At 71.4% G+C, this 18426-nt stretch carries 12 protein-coding genes and 1 pseudogene; 4 read left to right on the forward strand and 9 right to left on the reverse strand.

Annotation, left to right across the window (positions count from 1 at the left end; translation table 11 throughout):
• Positions 1–726 precede the first annotated feature (726 nt).
• A complete protein-coding gene (locus GA0070623_RS12755) occupies positions 727–2457 on the forward strand; it encodes a penicillin-binding transpeptidase domain-containing protein (protein WP_084261430.1) in 1731 nt (576 codons plus the stop codon).
• Between the two features lie 368 nt (positions 2458–2825).
• A pseudogene (locus tag GA0070623_RS12760) lies at positions 2826–3068 on the forward strand (DUF3427 domain-containing protein); the annotation flags it as partial.
• A gap of 22 nt (positions 3069–3090) precedes the next feature.
• Here the strand turns inward: GA0070623_RS12760 and GA0070623_RS12765 are convergent.
• The 5 genes from GA0070623_RS12765 to GA0070623_RS12785 form a co-directional block, all read right to left on the reverse strand.
• A complete protein-coding gene (locus GA0070623_RS12765; protein ID WP_067311124.1) occupies positions 3091–3390 on the reverse strand; it encodes a helix-turn-helix domain-containing protein in 300 nt (99 codons plus the stop codon).
• Positions 3387–3740, reverse strand: coding sequence for a type II toxin-antitoxin system RelE/ParE family toxin (locus GA0070623_RS12770; protein ID WP_067311127.1), 354 nt, complete (start codon positions 3738–3740; stop codon positions 3387–3389). The genes GA0070623_RS12765 and GA0070623_RS12770 overlap by 4 nt, the downstream gene beginning before the upstream one ends.
• 130 nt (positions 3741–3870) lie before the next feature.
• A complete protein-coding gene (locus tag GA0070623_RS12775; protein ID WP_067311130.1) occupies positions 3871–8175 on the reverse strand; it encodes an AAA domain-containing protein in 4305 nt (1434 codons plus the stop codon).
• A gap of 80 nt (positions 8176–8255) precedes the next feature.
• The gene (locus tag GA0070623_RS12780; protein WP_067311133.1) at positions 8256–9419 is read right to left on the reverse strand and encodes a phosphotransferase family protein; all 1164 of its coding nucleotides are present in this window, start codon (positions 9417–9419) and stop codon (positions 8256–8258) included.
• Positions 9420–9598: 179 nt separating this feature from the next.
• A complete protein-coding gene (locus tag GA0070623_RS12785; protein ID WP_231932766.1) occupies positions 9599–10426 on the reverse strand; it encodes a TetR/AcrR family transcriptional regulator in 828 nt (275 codons plus the stop codon).
• A 143-nt stretch (positions 10427–10569) separates the two neighbouring features.
• Here GA0070623_RS12785 and GA0070623_RS12790 point away from each other — a divergent pair, with 143 nt between their 5' ends.
• Positions 10570–10788, forward strand: coding sequence for a hypothetical protein (locus GA0070623_RS12790; protein ID WP_231932830.1), 219 nt, complete (start codon positions 10570–10572; stop codon positions 10786–10788).
• A 119-nt stretch (positions 10789–10907) separates the two neighbouring features.
• Here GA0070623_RS12790 and yidD read toward each other — a convergent pair whose 3' ends face one another.
• From yidD to GA0070623_RS12805, 4 genes are all read right to left on the reverse strand, one after another.
• Entirely contained in the window at positions 10908–11291 is a 384-nt protein-coding gene (yidD, locus tag GA0070623_RS12795) for a membrane protein insertion efficiency factor YidD (protein ID WP_067311138.1), read from the reverse strand.
• Between the two features lie 109 nt (positions 11292–11400).
• Entirely contained in the window at positions 11401–11574 is a 174-nt protein-coding gene (locus GA0070623_RS29940) for a hypothetical protein (RefSeq protein WP_157517580.1), read from the reverse strand.
• A 6-nt stretch (positions 11575–11580) separates the two neighbouring features.
• The gene (locus GA0070623_RS12800) at positions 11581–14829 is read right to left on the reverse strand and encodes an RHS repeat-associated core domain-containing protein (RefSeq protein WP_231932767.1); all 3249 of its coding nucleotides are present in this window, start codon (positions 14827–14829) and stop codon (positions 11581–11583) included.
• Positions 14830–15508: 679 nt separating this feature from the next.
• Positions 15509–16594, reverse strand: coding sequence for a hypothetical protein (locus tag GA0070623_RS12805; RefSeq protein ID WP_067315369.1), 1086 nt, complete (start codon positions 16592–16594; stop codon positions 15509–15511).
• Positions 16595–16841: 247 nt separating this feature from the next.
• On the opposite strand from GA0070623_RS12805, the gene GA0070623_RS12810 reads away from it, so the two are divergent.
• Positions 16842–18392 (forward strand): gluconokinase, encoded by a 1551-nt coding sequence (locus GA0070623_RS12810; RefSeq protein WP_231932768.1) that lies wholly within the window; start codon positions 16842–16844, stop codon positions 18390–18392.
• Positions 18393–18426 lie beyond the last annotated feature (34 nt).

Consider the following 18426-nt stretch of genomic DNA (forward strand, 5'->3'; position numbering starts at 1 on the left):
GTCGATCAACTGGTGAACCTCTATCTGGATCGTCTTCTGGGTGGGAGATGGTCACGGCGACGGCCAACGGCGAGTTGGTGGGATACCTCTACGGCTTCCCGCTGTCTGCGCGGACACGATGGTGGGGCGGCATCCAGCATCCCGCCACGGCCAGCTTCACGGATGAGGACGGCAAGCACACCGTCGCGCTGAGCGAGCTTCTTGTCCACCCTGCCTGGCAACGACGAGGCATCGACAGGGTGTTGCACCACGAATCTCCTGAACAACCGACCCGAAAGGCGTTCGACTTTGCCCGCCCGCCCGGACAACGTCGTTGCCCAGGCGGCCTACTATCTGGTGGTGTCACCGCCCGCCGCCCACGCCCAACCAGCTGACCTGCAGCAATGGGCCCGCCTGGAATGACACATCGAGAACCGGCTGCACTGGAGCCGCGACGTCACCTTCAACGAGGACGCCCACCGCGTCAGGTACCGGTGCTGCCGTCGTTACAGGTAGCCAGCGCACCGAGTGAGGTCGTCCACGGCCAGGGCGTCTGCTCGGCGGAAAGATCCGGTTGGGGTCCCGACTACGCCGCATAATCCAGGTCTACGGAAGCTACGACCCGCCGTGGCAGTAAGAGACCGAAAGGCCGGAAACATCGATCTTTACATGGACCGATCACGGTGAGCGCCGACACGCCAATGGTCCACGGACAAGAAGAAGTACCCGATACCGGCGGAGGTTTGCATGTCCAGCAAGAGCTCTGATGATCTCGTTCACGCCCGGTCGTTGCTGGAAACCATCGCAAGGTCCTTCCTGCGCGGCTCGGCCCACGGCAGCCGGGAGGCGCGCAACCGCCTCGGCGATGAACTAGTCGAAGTCACGAAACGACTGTCAAATCAGGAGCGCACCAGGCTGGCGCGAAGCATCCCATCGGTCGTTGCCGCATTCCCTCCGGAGGGTCGTCGCGACTTCCACAGCTTCCTCGACGCAGCCCTCGCGGCCGCTGAGGAGATGCAGTCGCGGAAGGGGGACTCGGCGGTCTCCTCGCCGTGGGACCCGGCGTCACCAGGATCCACGGCTCAGCCTCAGGGGCGGCAACGCACGGCTGCACCTGCCACTATCGGGAAGCATCCACGCGCTTGGATTACCGCCGCTGTCGCGGCGTTTGTCGGGCTCTCAGTCGTAGTTGTGCAGCTTGTGCACGACGACCGAGGCGTGACGACTCAGGGAAGGCCCGCCGAGAGCCCGGCAACAGGTCAGCTACCTGCTCTCCTCGCCGGCGAACAGACCATCGCGATCTCCGTGGAGGACGGCCGAGGTGGCTATCGCCGCCAGTACCCGCAAGGCCGGACCTACGCGACCGTGACCGGATTCACCTCGTTGAACGAAGTGGCGAGTCTCGATGCCTGGCTCCGTGACCGCGCCGCCACCCCCGGCGCATCCGACGGCGACCACGCTATTCACACCACGATCGTGCCAGCTGTGCAGGAAGTGGCTGTTCGGGAGCTTGGCACGGCCCGAGGCGCTGCTGTGGCAGTCGATCCAGCCACCGGCCATATTCTGGCCATGGCCAGCACCCCGGGCTACGACCCCAACCTCCTCGCGGATCCGGACACCGCGTCAGCGGCGTTGCGGTCCCTGCACGCGGACGCCACCGAGCCGCTAAGCAACCGAGCCACTACGGGCATTGTCGCCGCCCCTGGCGAGGTGTTCGAGGTGGTCACAGCCGCCGCTGCCCTCTCCAACGGGTACACCGCCGACACGCAACTACCCGGACCCGCCGTCCTCACCCTGCCGGGGATGACGACGCAACTGGCCAACCGCGACAACCAGGCGTGCTCCAGCACCGGCACGACAACCTTGGCCGACGCCCTGCGGACCTCCTGCACGACAGCGTTCGCCGACCTCGGTATAAGACTGGGCGGACGGACGCTGCAGGAGCAGGCCCAGGCATTCGGGATCGGCCGAGCAGGGCACATCCCCGTCCCGGTCCAGCCCAGCGTCTTTCCTGACGTGCGATCTCCACACGAGGCCGCCTGGGCCGCCGTGGGCGCCTTCGACGTCCGGATCACACCACTGCAGCTGGCGATGATCAGCTCTGGAATCGCCAACCAGGGCAAGGTCGCCACACCGACACTGCTCGCCGACCACGTCGGCGAACCTCCCATGTCACCGGCAACGCTGACCGCGACCACACCTGAAGTCGCCGGAGCGCTGGCCGCGATGATGCGCGGTGCCGTGGTATCTGGACCCGCGCGCGGTCTGACCATCCCCGGCCTTCCGGTCGCGGGCCTGATCTGCGATTCCCCCAACGGGTCGGCAGGCATCACGTGGGCCACGGCGTTCGCGTCGACCGGCGGTAGATCGATCGCCGTCGCCGTAGCCCTGGAAAACCACGACAAGCGGACACTCTCCGCGCAGACCGCCGCCGTCACGCGCGGCCTCATCAGGGCGGGACTGGACGTTAACGAATGATTGTGAGCGCGCTGTCGGCCACAGGGCTGCTCGCGGGTCTGCCGAGCCCTCTGGAGCCGCCGGTTCCCGAATTCGGGGAGGTTGTGTAGGGCCTGATCCTGCTGGTCCTTCCCACTGCTGGCGGCCCGCTCGTAGCGGTGAACCTGGTCATGGCGCTTCAGTCCCGGGTAAATGGAGGTCGCCAGGTGGTGCGGGGGCACACCTGGTCCACCGCGCATACCTTGCTGTGCTGCGGACTGCTCCACCTCGGCGAGTCAACGCTGCTGCGGTGACTGCGATGGTCCTCATCGTACAGGCCGGTGTCCTGTTCCTGACCTACCTCGGCGGTTGCATATTCACCGCGACGGGCGACCCCGCCCGTGCGGCCGACCTCGGAGGCCTCGGCGACCGGGCAGCGGTACGTCCACCACGCGGAACGGGGTTCGACGGTGCACCTGTTCGTCCGGGAGACCCGGGTGCCGGACCGGAACCTGGGCGCCCCGGCCTACCTGTACGCCGGGCCGATGACCTACCGGCGGCACAGCGGGGAACGGCCGATGCGGATCGTGTGGGAGCTGGCGACCCCGCTACCCGCCGACCTGTACGCGGCGGCCCGCAACATCGCCGCCTGAGCGGGGTGCTGCGTCGAGCTGTTCAGGCAGCGTCGGCGTTCGGGGTGAACCTGACGTCCAGCCGCATGTCGAGGGCACGGGCCAGCCGTTCCAGGACAGGCAGCGTGGGGACCGTCCCACCAGCCTCGAATCGCGCTACAGCCGACTGCGTCATCCCGGCGGCTCGGGCCAACTGGCTCTGAGTCCAACCACCAGCCTCCCGCAGATGCCGCACCTCCTGACCCAACTCGAACGCGATCCGGGTCGCCTCGTACGCCTCGGCGACGCCAGGCTCGGCCATCCGGCGGTCACGCAGATCGTTCCAGTCAATCCGGTCACTCACCGCTCTGTCCCCTCATTCACGATGTGTCGCTCGGCCATGCACCGCTCAAGCGCCCGTCGAGCCCGCTGGATCTCCCGGTCCTCCCGCATCCGCGTCTTCCGGAACACCGTGAGCAGGATGATCCTGCGTCCGGAGGTGATCCAGTAGGTCACCCGCACCGTGCCGTGCTCCAGGTAGAAGCGCAACTCCCTGAGTTTGCCGTCGAGCTGCCTGGTGTGGGGTTCGCTGAGAAGGACACCTCGACCGGCGAGGAGGTCGATATAGAACGCCGCCCGGGCAAAGTCTGCGCTCGGCAGTTCCTCCAACCATTCTCGAACTTCTGGTTCCAGCTCTACGCTACCCCAGGCCATAGCATTGATGCTATATATCGAGGCGGTGGTCCTCCGTCAGCGACACCCGAATCCTGCCTCTGTGTGCTGCGGCAGGGTCGCCATCGCGTCTCCAGGAATCTCATTCGTCAGGTGCCGGATCATTCGGAAGTCATGCGCGCGGGGAAGTCTCGGCCGCCCTGCTCCCCTCGATGCCCAACTCCTCGATCCGCTGCCACAGCGGGGCCAGCGCCGCCTCCGGATCCCGACTGAACACGCTCCCCCGGATCCGGACGAAAACGCAGTTGCCGACCCGTTCCAGCACCGCCTGCCGGCGCATGTCGCTCTCCCACTGCTCCGGCCCGTGGTAGGCGTCCCCGTCGCACTCGATCGCCAGTCGCCGCCCGTCCGGCGCGGGCAGCACGAAGTCGATCCGGTACGAGCCGATCCGGAACTGCGGCAGCGGTCGCAGCCCCCGGCGCAGCATCCGCCGCAGCACCTCGCGTTCGAAGTCGCTGTCGCAGCGCCGTTCCAGGTCGTCGTACGCCTCCTCGGCGGTGGTGACGTTCTGGCAGTAGCGCAGCAGCAGGCCCCGGGCGTCGTCGGGGCGCAGGTCGTCGGGTTGCACCGAATGGAACACCCAGAGCTGGTCGCGGGCCCGGGAGGCGGCGACGTTGACCCGGCGGTGGTGGTCGCGCTTGGTGAAGGCGGCGACCGGGCCGTTGAGCGGGGAGACGACCGTGGACACCAGCACCACGTCGCGTTCGTCGCCCTGGAAGGTGTAGGAGTCGCCGACGCGCAGCCGGCGGCGTTCCATCTCCTCCTCGCCGATCTCCTCGCGCAGTCGGGACAGCAGATAGATTGCCTGCCCGCTGGTGCTGAGCAGGCTGACCACGCCGACGCTGCGGCCCGCGTACGCCGGATCGGCGACGATCGCGGCGACCCGGGCGACCAGCGCCTCGGCCTCGGCGACGTTGACGTTGCCGTACGTGGGCAGGTCCTGACGGACGCCCTCGGGCACGTGCACGGCGACCACCGGGTCGCCGATGCCGGCGGGCCGGTCGGTGCGCAGCGGTTCGATCTCGCCGCCGTAGTAGGTGTCGCTGGAGAACCCGATGATCGCCGGTACGGACCGGAAGTGCTCGGTCAGCAGGATCCGCTCGGGTGAGCGGCGGACCGCGTGGTCGTAGAGGCTGCTCTCCGGGTCGAAGTGCTCGGCCGACGGCACGTCGACCAGGTGTGCGTTGATCAGGCCGGTGACGCTGCCGACGAAGGAGAGCTGCGGCCCGATCTGCTGGTCGTCGCCGACCACGACGGCCCGTTCGGCGAGGCTGAGCACGGGCAGCGCGAACAGGTCGGCCTGGGACGCCTCGTCCACGATGACCACGTCGAACCGTGCCCCGCCGGCGAACTGCTCGATGGCCCGGTCGACGGACATCACCCACACCGGCACGGCGTCCACGGCGGCGGTCATCGCCTTCTGGGCGTGGGCCTGCCACTGGGCGGCGTTCCGCCCGGTCCCCTTGCCGATCTTGCGGAGCGCGGTGGTCCAGTCGGCGAGGGCGGCCCGCCGTCGGTCGTCCAGCGCCAGCGACACCTCCAACCAGGCCGACGCGACCACCAGTTCCCGGGTGAGCTGCCGGATCCGTTCCCGGGTGCGGTCGACGCGCCGGCCCAGGGCGACCGGGTCGACACTGCCGACCACCTGGTCGAACCAGGTCTGCGCACGTCGCCACCGCCACCGGTCGAGGCAGTCCGCGCCGGTGCCGTGCAGGGCCGCGGCGGTGCCGGCTTCGAGCTGGGCGGTCCAGTCCGGGGCGACGGGTCGCAGCCGGTCGGTGAGCTGGCCGAAGCGTTGCGCCTCGGGGCGCAGCGCGGCGAGCCGGCGCACCTCGTCGAGGAGGGCGTCCCAGCCGTCGAGGTCACCCTGGAACGCCTGGTCGAGCAGCCGCCACAGGTCGCTGGCGGCCGGGCCGGACATGCCGCGCTGGAGCAGCGCGTCGAGCCGGTGCTCCTCGGCGACCAGCTCGTCGTGGGCGAACACCGCCGTGCCCCGCCCGAGCAGGGCGATCAGCGCGGTCAGCCGGCGTACGTCGGTGGTGTGCTCGGCGCGCGGCAGTAACCGGCGGACGGTGTGCAGCAGCGCCGGCCAGCGCCGCCGGTCCCAGTCCAGCGCGGTGGCGGCGGCGGTGAGCAGCTGGCCGGTCCAGTACTCCGGCTCGTCGCCGACCTCGGCGGGCAGGCCGAGCGGCACCCGCCACTCCGCCCACCGGGTGGCCAGCGCCTGGCGCAGCCGACGCCGGGTGACGTACGCGACGACGATGTCGACGTCGGCGGCGCTGCGCAGCATCTCGCCGTCGATCCGGCAGTCGGTGGCGATCCGGGCCAGGGTGCCCTGGAAGAGCTTGCTGACGCCCTTACCGGCGGCGAAGCGTTGCCGCAGCTCGTCGAGGAGCGCCAGCAGCCGGCGCGGCTCGGTCAGGTGGGCCTCGACGACGGCGACCTCGTGCCCGGCGATGACCCGGGCGGCGGCGGCCAGGTCGGCGAGCGCCTGCTCGCTGGCGGCGACGTGGTCCTCCCACCGGATCCGCCAGTTCGCGTCGGCCTGCACCAGGGTGCCGAGCCGGTCGGTCCACGCCCCCTCCCGCCCGGTGAGCTGGGTGAGCGCCTCCCGCAGCTGCCCGCCGAGCTCCTCCAGGGCGGGCCGCCCGACGGCGCGGACCTCGGCGACCAGCATCCCGGCGTCGGCCAGCCGGTCCAGCTCACGCCGGGTGTCGGCCAGCTCATGCCGGTCGGCCCGGACCGCCTCGGCGGTGGGCAGCTCGGCCACCGTCGGCAGGTGCCGCAACGCCTGGGCACGGTCCTGTCGCCGGGTACGCCGGGCGATGTCGAGCAGTTCGCTGAACTCCTCGCCGGTCAGCGGGGCGTCGAGGTCGGGGGCGAGCGGGTCGGGGATGTCGCCGTACCGGTCGGCCCGTTCGCGCAGCCAGGCCCCGACGTCGCCGGGGGACAGCCGGATGCCGTCGATCTCGTACCGGGCGGACTCGTGTTCGGCCAACGCCCGCAGCCCGGCCAGGGCGAGCCCCAGGTCCCGCTCGGTCTCCTCCAGTTGCCGGCGCAGCCGGTCGACCTTCTGCTGCTCGACGCGGCGGTCCAGGGTGGCGCCCCGGTCGGAGAGTTCCCGGGCGGCGAGCTGGAGCTGCACGAGCTGGTCGGCGGAGCGGCCGAGCACCGCCAGGCAGAGCGGCTGGATCTCGGTGGGCAGGCCGTCGCGCAGCACCCGCAGCGGGTCCTCCTTCTGCGCCACGACCAGCACCCGCTTGCCGTGCGCCATCAGGTGGCAGATGAGGTTGCGGATGGTGTGCGTCTTGCCGGTGCCGGGCGGCCCCTGCACGGCGACGTTGCGGTGCTGGGCCAACCGGCGGGCGATGGACTCCTGCGCCTCGTTGGTGGGCAGCGGCATGAGCAGCCGCTCACCCAGCGGCTGCCACCGCTGCGGCTCGTCCTGCGGCATCTCCAGCCGGCTCGGCTCGTGGGCGAGGATCGCGGCGAGCGCGCCGATGCCGGTGGTGTCGCCGGCCAGCAGCCGGGACCGCAGCTCCTCCAGGAACCGGCGCAGCATCCGCTGCCGGGGCCGGACGAACAGCACCCCGGTGTCGTGCACGTACGCCCCGGTGGGGGCGGGGGCGTCGGCGTCGCGCAGCACCGGGTCGTGGCCGAGGCGGCGCAGCGCCCGCGCGAGGAAGTCCCGCCGGTCCTCCGCCGCCCAGACGTCCAGGTCGAGCTGCCCGCCCGCCCCGGCCAGGTCGAGCAGTTGCCGCAGGTAACGATCGTCGAGGCCGGTCAACGGATCGGTCTGCAACCGGGCCGGCCCCTGCGGCACGACCCGGACGACCGACCGGTCGGGGTCGAACTCGACGGCGACCGGGGTCACCACCAACGGGTACCGCACCCGGTGCCCGTCGACCTCGGTGGTGACGACGCCGTGGCCCCAGACGAGTTCGTGGCCGGCGGCGGTCATGTCGATCCGGTGCATGAGGTCGAACAGGGCGCGGTGCAGCTGGCGTACCCGGTCGGTGGCCGCGGCCTGCTCGGCCCAGGGCCGCCAGTCCTGCTCCCGCCACCGGTCGAAGCGGGGTCGCAGCCGGGCGACCGCCTCCTCGTCACCGGTCAGTTGCGGCTCGGCCGGGTAGGGCGGGGCGTCGGCCAGGTGCGGGACGAACTCGACAGGGGTCTTGAGCCGCCGGGGGGCCGCCGGGAAGCCGACCCGCAGCCAGCTGACCCCGTCGGCCGAGACGCCCACCTGGCAGTCGGGGTGTTCGGGCAGGTCGTGCTGCCAGAACGCGTCCGTGGTGGGCACCGTCCGGGCCGGCTTCTCCAGCTGGGCGCGGACCGCCATCAGGTAGTCGACCAGCGCGGTGGTGCGCGCCAGGATCAGCGCGGGCGTTTCAGTGTCGGACGTGGCGCGGGAGAGCATGCGGCACCTTTGCTGGCTGTGGCGGTCCCCGGCACCCTACCGGCGAATTCCTCCCGGACGGGACCTCCGGTCGGCATTCTTCACCCCGGCTCGGCCGCCGCCCGCGCCAGGTTGGCCGGCACGTCCTTGGCGTGGTAGACCCGTTCGCTCGGCTCGATCCCGGCGAGGAACATCGCGTACACGGCCGCCATCCGCAGCCAGGCCACCGGCCGCAGCAGCGCCACCGCCCGCTCCGGTCGGCAGCCGGGCACGTCGGAGCGCCAGCGGGCGCACCAGTCGGCGAGCACGGCGGCGGCGGGCCCGGCGGGCAGCTGCTCGGTCAGCCGGAGGACGTCGAACGCCGGGTGCCCGACGAACGAGTCACCCCAGTCGATGACGGTCCGCCGCCGCCCGTCGGCGCGGACGTTGCCGGGGTGCAGGTCGCCGTGCACGAGGGTGTCCGGCAGCCCGCACCGGGACACCTCGGCGAGCCGCGTCTCGACGGCGGCGAGCTGCCGGTCGGCGGCGGGGTGCGGGGCGAGCATGGTGCGGAGCCACCGGGCCAGGGCGACACCGCGCAGGTCCGGCACCCCGGCGGCAGCCAGCCGGTCGACAGTGGGCACGGCGCGTAGCTGGAGGGCATGGTGGACGGCGGCGATCGCGGTGCGTTCGGCGGCGTCGGCGCCGTAGCGGTCCTCCCCCGCCACGTGGTCGAGCAGCATCCGGCCCTCGTCGTCGGCGGCGAGCAGCGTCGGCGTGTCCGGGTCGTCGGCCAGCAGCCGCAGCACCGCCGCCTCGTGCCGGAAGAAGGACGGCACCTGCTTGAGCCAGCTGATGCCGTGCGGCCCGTCGAGCCGCCAGATCGCCGACAGGTTCCAGGTGCGCTGCTGGGCCGCCCCGGTCGCCGGCCGACCCAGCCGGTCGAGCTGCCCGGCGGCCCAGGCCAGGCTCGCCGCCGGCCCGCCCGGCTGCGCGTAGGGCGCCCGCAACGGATGCGCCGCCGGCTCCACCGCCTCCGCCGGCAGCAGCGGTACGCCCACCGGCCCGACGGCCTCCGCCAGGTAGCCGACGTGGCCCCCGGGCGGCTCGCCCTGCTGCCCGGGGAGCAGCCGCAGCACGGCCACCTCGGTGCCGTAGGCCGCGCGGGCGCCGGCGACGACCTCGACCGTGTCCTGCCACCAGGGCACCGGCACGGTGAAGTCGGGCAGCGCGCCCAGCGTCCGTCCGGTGCCGTCGACCAGGACAAGGCGCACGGTGCGGGACATGCCCGGACGGTAACCACCGCGCTGCCCGTCGGGCGAGCCGATTACCACGGCGGCAGGCGAGCGGATTAGCGCACCGGAGCGAGCCAGCCGCACCCACTGCCACGACAACAACTCTCCACACAACGAGGCACTGACCACCGGGACGGCGGGAGCGGCCAGCGCGCCCAGGGCGGGAGCGGTCAGCGGACCGGGGCGGGAGCGGTCAGCGCACCCGGGTGGGTGGCGAGGATGGCGTCGAGGCCCCGGAGGAAGAGGTCGTCGTCGCTCCACTGTGCGTCGTCGAGGTGGCCGGAGGCGGTGAGGGTTGGATAGGCGGCGGCGTTCGCCTCCAGGTGCCGGCGGGCCTCGGCACGTACCCGGGGGTCGTTCGTCTGGTGCCAGGTGGCCTCGGTGAGCGCCGCGCCGATCACGTAGTTGGCCACCAGCCGGGTCATCACGGCCAGGTGGACGCCGGTGAACCCGGCGCGGACCAGCGCCGACTGGAGGAACTCTGTACGGGCGAGGACGTGCGGGCCGAGCATGGGTCGACCGATCAGGCTGGGCGCCCAGGGGTGGCGGAGCATGGCCGCCCGCCAGCCGGCGGTCAGCGTGCGGACGTCGTCGCGCCAGTCGGTGCCGGCGGCGACCGACGGATCCCCGGTCGGGTCATCGGTGACCACCGCGCTCTCGGTCGGGTTATCGGTGACCGCCGCGTTCTCGGTCGGCAGCGGCACCTCGCCGAAGATCTGGTCGACGGCCAGGTCGAGGACGTCCTCCTTCGTGGTCACGTGCCAGTAGAGGGCCGTCGGGGTTACCCCGAGACGTTCCGCCAGCCGACGCATGGTCAGCCCGTCGACACAGTGCCGGTCGAGCAGGGCCACGGCCGCCGTCACGATGCGCTCCCGGGTCAGCGGGGTGGCCCGGCGGTTGCGGGCCGGCTCGTCGCGCAGCCACACCGTGCCGGCCCTGCCGTCGGAGCGGCCGCCCGGCCGCTCGGCGGGTGCCCCGGTCAATCCACTCGCGTCCACCCGCGCCAGCCTAGTACCGTGTCGGTTAACTTAACGTTGTTAGATTAGATGTTCACCGTCCGGGCGACAGAGTGCTCTGCTCACCGGTCGCCCCGGTGAGCAGCGGCGATCCCCCGGAAGGACGGTGGCGACCCGTGCCGCTGATGCGGATCCAGCTGGACAGCGACCGGTACACCGCGCGTCGGGTGGTGGAGTTGCACCGGGCCGGCAAGGTCCACCGCGAGTCCCGGGACGCCGCCCGCGCCGAGGTGTGGCGGCGCGGGCGCACCCCCGCCGCGGAACCCGTCTTCGTCGGCACCACGAACGGCGAGCCGGTCCGGCTCATCTACGACGTCGAGGTCTACCGGGACGTGACGTCGTAGAACCCGAAGGCCACGGTTGCGCGCCCGGCCGGGCCGACACCGCCCGGCCGGGCATCTGTCGACCCCCGCCGGCACGGACGGCTGGCCGCCAGGCGGACGGACGACGGGCGGACAACCGGTCAGCGGACCGGGTCGTGGGTGCCGTGCGGGACGCCCGGCGTGCAGCGGCGCAGCCGGTCCGCCGCCATCCGGCCACCGACGGCCAGGCCGTACCGCTCGACGGCGGTCAGGCCGTAGGCGCTGCACGTCGGGGTGTAGCGGCACCGGCCCGGCCAGCGGTGCGACAACCACCGCCGGTAACCGAGGATCGCCGCCCGGCCGGCCCGGTCCACCGCCGGCGCGCGGCTGACCCGGGCGGTGGTCGCACCGAGGGTGAGTAGGAACGAGAACAGGCCGAAGTCGCAGCAGGGCAGACCGTCACAGTCACAGACGTCGCAGTCGGCGTCGCACCAGTCGCGCTTCTTCCGGCGCTGCTTACGCTTGAAATGGATCACGCCGTACATGATGCGACGGCCGCGCCACCTCCACGGAAGGCCGGTGGCCGCGCGGTTCGCCGCCCGATCACCGGACCCGCGCCCCGGGGGAACCGGCACCACCGCTCTTCCGCTCAGCTCATCGGGATAACCTGCCGATCACCACGCTCAGCGGCAGCAATACGGCCGCGATCACCGCCCAGGCCGCCACTCCCACCCACACGGATCCGTCTAGCGTGAAAGCGAGCAGAACGGAAACCGGGAGCAGCGCGATCGTCGCCGCGATCATCGGCTTGGCAACTGAGTTTCGCATGGCAGATCAATCCTCCTCGGCCTTCTCGCTCAGGTACTTATTCAGCATGTTGGAGCCGCAGCCTCCCACCGCGCCGGTCACGAAGCCGACCCCGGCGCCGGGCAGCGAGAAGACACCCGCCCCAGTAACCGCACCAGCCGTTGCGCCCCCGACCGCGCCGACGGCGGCACCGATCGCGCAGGCTTCGCCGTAGTCGGTCTCACGACCGGTCGGGTCGACAAAATTCACCGGGCTCGCGGCTGCGTAGCCGTATCTGTTGCCTTGGGCCGGGTCACCAAGGAAGGACAGATTGTCCTGCTGGGTGAAACGACCCTGTGCCGGGTTGTACCAGCGCTGCCCGAACTTGGTGAAGCCGCTCCCCGAGTCGTACGTGCCTCCGGCGAAGCGGATCAGGTTGGGCTGTCCGAGGGCGGCCTCGTCGGTGGTGGTGCCGGTGCCGTACGGGTCGTAGCGGTAGGTCGCCGCGACGGTGCCGTCGGCCTTCACGATCGCCACCGGCGAGCCGAGGGCGTCGAGGACGTACGCGTAATCGGTGGTGCCGACGCGCAGGCCCAGCGGGGTGCCGATCCCGTCACGCTCCACGTAGGCGGTGGTGCCGCCCGCCGTCCAGGACTGCAACGAGGCCATCCCGTGCTGGTCGTCCAGACCGTACTGCATGGTGGTGGTGCCGGCCCGGACCAGTTCGACCTGGTCGCTGCCGACGTAGCTGTAGGTGGTGGCGTTCACGCCGGTCATCTGCTTGGCCGGGTTGTAGGTCATCGGATTCACCGTCGGCGTGCTGGTCCGGGTCTGGTTGCCCCGGCCGTCGTAGGTGTTGTTGGTGGTGGTGATCTGGTTGGCGGTGTTGTAGGTCAGGGTCTGGGTGGTGGTGCCGTCGACCTTGACGCTGGTCCGGTTGCCGTTGCTGTTGTAGGCGTATTCGTAGGTCTTGCCGTTGTAGTCGGTGGCCTTGGTGAGCCGGTTGGCCTTGTCGTAGGTGAACTGGCTGACCACGCCGCTGACCTCGTCCTTCTGCCACTGGCGCAGGCCGGTGTCGTCGGCCTTGGCCGTCGAGCAGGGCTGGCCCGCGGTGTACTCCGCGTGGCAGTAGGTGACGTCGAAGACGGTGGCCGGGCTGGCCGAGTTGCGGGTGGCGGTGATCCGGGTCGGCCGGTCCGACTTGTCGTACACCGTCTTGATCCGCATGGCGTACGCGCTGTTCGTCTCGTCGCTGGCGAAGTACGTGTTGAGCCGGTTGCCGTTCTTGTCGTACGAGAAGTTGTAGCGGGTGCCCCCGGCGGTGTCCATCCGGTACAGCCAGTTGCGGGTGTTGTAGTAGTACTTCGTGGTGCCCCGGCCGTCGGTGAGTTCGGTCAGGTTGCCGGCGAGGTCGTACGAGTACTTGAACGTCGGGGTGCCCGGGTTGGTGCGCCGGTCCAGCCGGTTGAGCTGGTCGAAACCCCACGTGGTGGTGCCTGAGGAGTCGACCCGGCTGATCACGTTGCCGGCCCGGCCGTACTCGAAGGTGACCGCGGTGAGGCTGCCGCAGCCGGAGTAGCTGATCTTCTGGACCCGGTCGTCCTTGCTCCACTGGTAGGTGGTCAGGCAGCCGTCGTCGGCGGTCTCCAGCCGGCCCAGGTTGTCGTAAGTGAAGGTCTTCACGGCCAGGCCGTTGCCGGTCGGCGGGGTGACCTTGGTGATCTGCTTGTTCGAGTCGTACGTGTAGCTGGTGGGATTGCCGCTGTTGGCCGGGTCGGTCGAGGTCTTGACGGTGCCGTCGGAGTTGTAGTCGACCTCGGCCTTCGCCGCGAGGGCGTCGGCGGTGGAGGTGCGGTTGCCGGCGCCGTTGTAGGTGTAGGTCGAGCTGTTGCTCTGGGCGTCGATCGACGACGACGGCTGGAAGTTCGCGGTCGGGTTCGTCGCGGTCGCGGCGTTGGCGTAGGCGGCGGACGCGCTGGCCCCGGTGGGCGAGGCCGACTTGGTGAGCGACTCGCCCGCGTTCGCGCCGTAGGTGTTGGTGACGGTGCCGTCCTCGGGGCTGACCGCGCTGGCCACGTCGCTGAACGGCGTGTACGTCTTGCTCCGGCTGTTGCCGGCCGGGTCGGTGGCCTTGGTGACCCGCTTGTCGCTGTTGAGGTCATAGGTGGTGTTCGGCACGTTCGCCACCGGCTGGGACAGGTCCTGCCGGGGGTCGGCCACCAACGTCTGCGACGACGTCGGGTAGGCCAGCCGGGTGGTGGCCCCCTGCCCGGTGGCGTTGTTGGTCACCTGGGTGAACGAGGTCACCCGGTGCTGACCGTCATAGGTGACCGTGCTGTAGGTGTCGTCCTTGGTCCAGATCTTCACCAGGTCACCGGCGCCGTCGTACTCGAACGTCCAGCGGCGGGAGGACGCCGGTGACTGGATGGCGCTGAGCCGGTTGTTGGCGTCGTACTCGTAGCTGACCTCGCGCAGGACGCCGTAACCGTCGCTCTGCTGGTACTTCGTCAGCCGGTCACCGGTGTAGACGACGGTGGCCTTACGGGCGTAGGCACCACCACGGTCGGAGGTCACCTGGGTCATCTTCCCGGCGCTGTAGACGAAGTCGGTGACGTTGCCGTTGCGGTCCTCGGTCTTCTCCAGCACCCCGGCGGAGGTGAAGAAGAGCGCCCGCCCGCTGTCGTGCTCGGTCAGCTTCCAGCCGCTCCCATCGTGGGCCAGGCCGGCCTTGAACTCGCCGGGCGAGGAGTAGCCGGAACCGGAGCCGGTGAACTTGCCGACCACCCCGTCGGCGGCGGCGTAGGTGACCGAGCCGTCGTCGGCCGGGTAGAGCTTGACGTCCACTCCCGAGCGGGTACGCCAACCGGGGCCGTGTGCACCGACGGCCAGGTCGCCACCGACGAACAGGCTGTTGAAGCTCGCGCCGAGCGTCACGTTGTCGGCGATGCCGGGCAGGGTGAGATCGGTGCTGCGCAGCATCAGGTTGCCGGAGCCGACGTTGACGGTCGCCTCCAGGCGGTCGGTCAGCGAGAACGACAACTGGGTGCCGTTGCGGACCGGACCGGTGCCCTTGGGCACCACGGGCGCTGCCCCCGCGGCAGCACGGGCGGTGCGTCGGGTCGGGCTGTCGTAGAGCCATACGTTCTTGCCGGACCTGGGCGACACCAGCGAGGTATCCGTCCTGGGAGCGGTGGACACGGGCGGGGCGGCGGATGCCGGACCGCCGGCCGGGGCGATGACCATCGAGGCGGCCAGCACGGTGGCCGCCACTCCCCCGGTCGCAGTGCATTTAACCATCAATTCTCCCCATGCTTTCCATGGGAGGGATTCCCATGGTCGAAGCCACATGAAAATTGCGTCCCGCTGGCCGGAAGAACGGCCAGAAATGGGCGCGCGGATGTAGCGATGATCGTTGAATGAGCAGCGGCCGGCGGCGTACGTTCAGCAGTGTCGGTGGACGATTTCGGTGGGCTGGACCAGCCACTCCCGGCGATCCGGCGACAGGCGCGACAGGCGGGCAGCAGGTGCCCCCACCTGCCCGGTCGGGCTTAGCGGGAGACGCTCGGGGTAGCAGCCGAAGGCGTGTCGGGCACGGCTCCCCGACCGGGCGCGCCCGGCGGTCGAAGGTGTGCAGCGGGTGGCGTTTTCCGGCGATCGACCGGCGACCATTCACCGGCCCGACAGCGGGCGTCCACCTGATTAGCCATGGCGATCGTCTAGCACATGATCGATTTGGCGTGAGTCAATTGACGTTCGACAAGTTTCCACTCAAGGAAACTATCCATCGATTGGATGACTGTCAATTAAACTTACCACCAGGTTGGAGTAAAGTCCGATTTTTTACACAATCGGGTGCCGATGTCACAATCCGTGTCCGGAACCGAGTGGGTCGGAGCAGGTCGGAGCAGAGCCGGGCAGGGGGCGGAGGGGAGCGGACGGGGCGGTCGGCACCGGGACCGGCGGGACGAAGCAGAGGTCAGCGGTCGACGGTGCGGCGTACCCCGTCGTGCCCGGCGCAGGGCTTCGGCCGGCCGCCGGTCAGGCTGACCGCGCCGTCCCGGCAGAGCACCAGGTAGCCGCGTCCGGCCCAGAACTCGGGCACGCAGTCGAACCAGTCGCAGACCCGGTGGTCGGGCCGGCGGATTCGTTCCCCGCCGCAGTAGTCGTACCCCATCGGGTTGGCCGGCGCCCCGCAGCGCCGCTCCCGCACCACGGACGGCGACGGGGCGGGCGACGGGGGCCGGATGCGGGACGGGACAGGTGCGGCGGTGGCCGCCGCCGCCACCTCCGGGGTGACCGGCGGATCCGACTCGGCCAGCACCGCCGGCACCACCAGGGTCAGCGCGGCGGCCACCGCGACGGTACGTCGGCCGCCGGGGATCCGGGCACTGATCCTTGCCTGTGCGGGGGTGGCGATCGCCGGCCGGAACGGCGTGCTCTCGGCGTGCACCGCGATCAGCTCGTCGAGCTGGGCGAGGACGGCGGCCCGCTGCTCGATGGCGTCGGCGAAGGCCAGGGTGAGCACGAACCGGAACTCGGCCGCCCGGCCCGGCGGCACCAGCACGCCGGAGGTCTGCCGCCGGTCCAGGACCTGGACCAGGGTGACCGGCGCCGCCGGGTCGTGCAGCAGCCCGGTCATCTTGCCGTACGCCCAGTCGCGCCGACCCCGCCCGCCGACCAGGACCAGCCGGCGGTTGGTGACCACCGCGATGCCGGCGTCGGTGGCCCGGACCCCGTCGGGCAGCCGGTGCCGCAGCCGCCCGCAGTCCGGCTCGACGACCAGCTCGGGGGCGGGTAGCACGCCGGTGTGCCGGACCTCGACCAGTTGCGCGCCGGGCATCGTCCACAGGACGGCCTCGCCGGGGCCCAGCGCCAGCGGCAGGCCGACCCCGGAGGCCGCCGTGCCCCGCAGGCCGACGGCGAGGGCTCGCAGCCGGCGCAGCTCGTCGTCGCGGCGTCGCCAGGCCCGCTCGTCGGTGCGGAAGGCCCGCCGTCGCCGTTCGTTCTGCCGGCGTGCCCAGGTGTAACGCCAGGTCGAACCCGTCGCATCAGTCATCGCCACGCCGACTCCTCCGCCGCGCGAGCCACCAACCGGGGTGTTCACCGGGTTCAACGGCGACCACCGACCCGATGGCCCGTAATTCCGGATTTACCACCCGATCGAGGGATGGATCCGACCGCCGGCGGCACCTACCGCACGGGTCCACCGTCGCTTCGACGCCGTGCGGGGTGGTGCGTCCATGGGTAACGTCAGCCGCAGCCGGGTCCGCAGCGCAGCGCCCGCACCACCGACGCCAAGGGGGTACCCCGTGACCGGCCCGGACCAGCGCCACCTGGTGCTCGGCGTCGACATCGGCACCACCAGCACCAAGACCGTGGCGTACGACACCGACGGTCACCAGATCGCCAGCCACTCCGTCGGCTACCCCCTCGACGAGCCGCACCCCGGCTACGCCGAACAGGACCCGCAGCTCATCTTCGACGCGGTGGTGGAGACCATCCGCACCGTCGTCACCGAGCTGGGCGACGGGATCGCCGGCCTGTCGTTCAGCACCGCGATGCACAGCCTGATCGGCCTCGACCCGGAGGGCGCACCGCTCACCCCGTCGGTGACCTGGGCCGACTCCCGGGCCAGCGGCCAGGCCGAACGGCTCCGCGCCGCGCCCTGGGGGCTGGACCTGCACCGGCGCACCGGCACCCCCGTGCACCCGATGGCCCCACTGCCGAAGATCCTCTGGTACGCCGAACAGGAGCCGACGCTGCACGGCCGGGTCGCCCACTGGGTCGGCATCAAGGACTACGTGCTGCTGCGGCTGACCGACACCCTGGTCACCGACCACTCGGTCGCCTCGGCCACCGGCCTGCTGGACATCCACCGACTCGGCTGGGACGCCCAGGCGCTGCGGATCGCCCAGATCACCGAGGAGCAGCTCCCCCGACTCGTCCCCACCACCACCGTGCTGCCGGGGCTGACCGCCCGCGCCGCCATCGCCACCGGTCTGCCCGCCGACACCCCGGTCGTGGTCGGCGCGGGCGACGGCCCGCTGGCCAACCTCGGCCTCGGCGCGGTACGCCCCGGCGTCGTCGCCTGCTCCATCGGCACCTCCGGGGCGATGCGGGTGGCCGTCGAACGCCCCGCCGTCGACCCGCTCGGCGGGGTGTTCTGCTATGCGCTCACCGAGGACCGCTGGGTGGTCGGCGGCGCGATCAACAACGGCGGGATCGTGCTCCAGTGGGCCGGTGACGCGCTCGCCCCCGAGTTCGGCGAGCACGGCGAGGAGGAGCTGCTGGCGCTGGCCGCCACCGCACCGGTCGGCTCCGGTGGCCTGATCATGCTGCCGTACCTGCTCAGCGAGCGGGCCCCGCACTGGAGCGCCCTGCCGCGCGGGGCGTACGTCGGGCTGACCCACGGGCACCGCCGCGAGCATCTCGTCCGGGCCGCGCTGGAGGGGGTCTGCCAGCAGCTCGCCCTGGTCCTGGCGTCGGTCCGGGCGGCCGGCAACGAGGTCCGCGAGGTGCGGGCCAGCGGCGGCTTCGCCCGCAGCCCGCTGTGGCGGCAGATGCTCGCCGACGCGCTCGGCGTGCCGGTGCGGTTCCCCGCCGGCCACGAGGGCTCCAGCTTCGGCGCGGCGCTGCTCGGGATGCAGGCGCTCGGCCTGATCGACTCCGTCGACGTCGCCGCCGACCTGGTGCGGATCGACGAGACGGTACGCCCCGAGCCGGCCTCCGCCGCCACCTACGCCGCCCTGCTCCCCCTGCACGCCGAGCTGTACGACGCGCTGGTGCCCACCTTCGCGTCGCTGCGCCGACTGGCCCCCAGCCTGCCGGCGGAGCCGCCACCCACACCCGCACCCATGTGATCGCCCGCCCCGCCCCGGGTCGGACCCCGTCCGA

The organism is Micromonospora rifamycinica, assembly GCF_900090265.1.
Classification (GTDB): domain Bacteria; phylum Actinomycetota; class Actinomycetes; order Mycobacteriales; family Micromonosporaceae; genus Micromonospora; species Micromonospora rifamycinica.

What these genes read in the sequence shown, in the direction of transcription:
- GA0070623_RS12755 (WP_084261430.1), top strand. Translation starts at nt 727, where the DNA reads ATGTCCAGCAAGAGCTCTGATGATCTCGTTCACGCCCGGTCGTTGCTG.
- GA0070623_RS12770 (WP_067311127.1), bottom strand. Translation starts at nt 3,740, where the DNA reads ATGGCCTGGGGTAGCGTAGAGCTGGAACCAGAAGTTCGAGAATGGTTG.
- GA0070623_RS12775 (WP_067311130.1), bottom strand. Translation starts at nt 8,175, where the DNA reads ATGCTCTCCCGCGCCACGTCCGACACTGAAACGCCCGCGCTGATCCTG.
- GA0070623_RS12780 (WP_067311133.1), bottom strand. Translation starts at nt 9,419, where the DNA reads ATGTCCCGCACCGTGCGCCTTGTCCTGGTCGACGGCACCGGACGGACG.
- GA0070623_RS12790 (WP_231932830.1), top strand. Translation starts at nt 10,570, where the DNA reads ATGCGGATCCAGCTGGACAGCGACCGGTACACCGCGCGTCGGGTGGTG.
- yidD (WP_067311138.1), bottom strand. Translation starts at nt 11,291, where the DNA reads ATGTACGGCGTGATCCATTTCAAGCGTAAGCAGCGCCGGAAGAAGCGC.
- GA0070623_RS29940 (WP_157517580.1), bottom strand. Translation starts at nt 11,574, where the DNA reads ATGCGAAACTCAGTTGCCAAGCCGATGATCGCGGCGACGATCGCGCTG.
- GA0070623_RS12800 (WP_231932767.1), bottom strand. Translation starts at nt 14,829, where the DNA reads ATGGTTAAATGCACTGCGACCGGGGGAGTGGCGGCCACCGTGCTGGCC.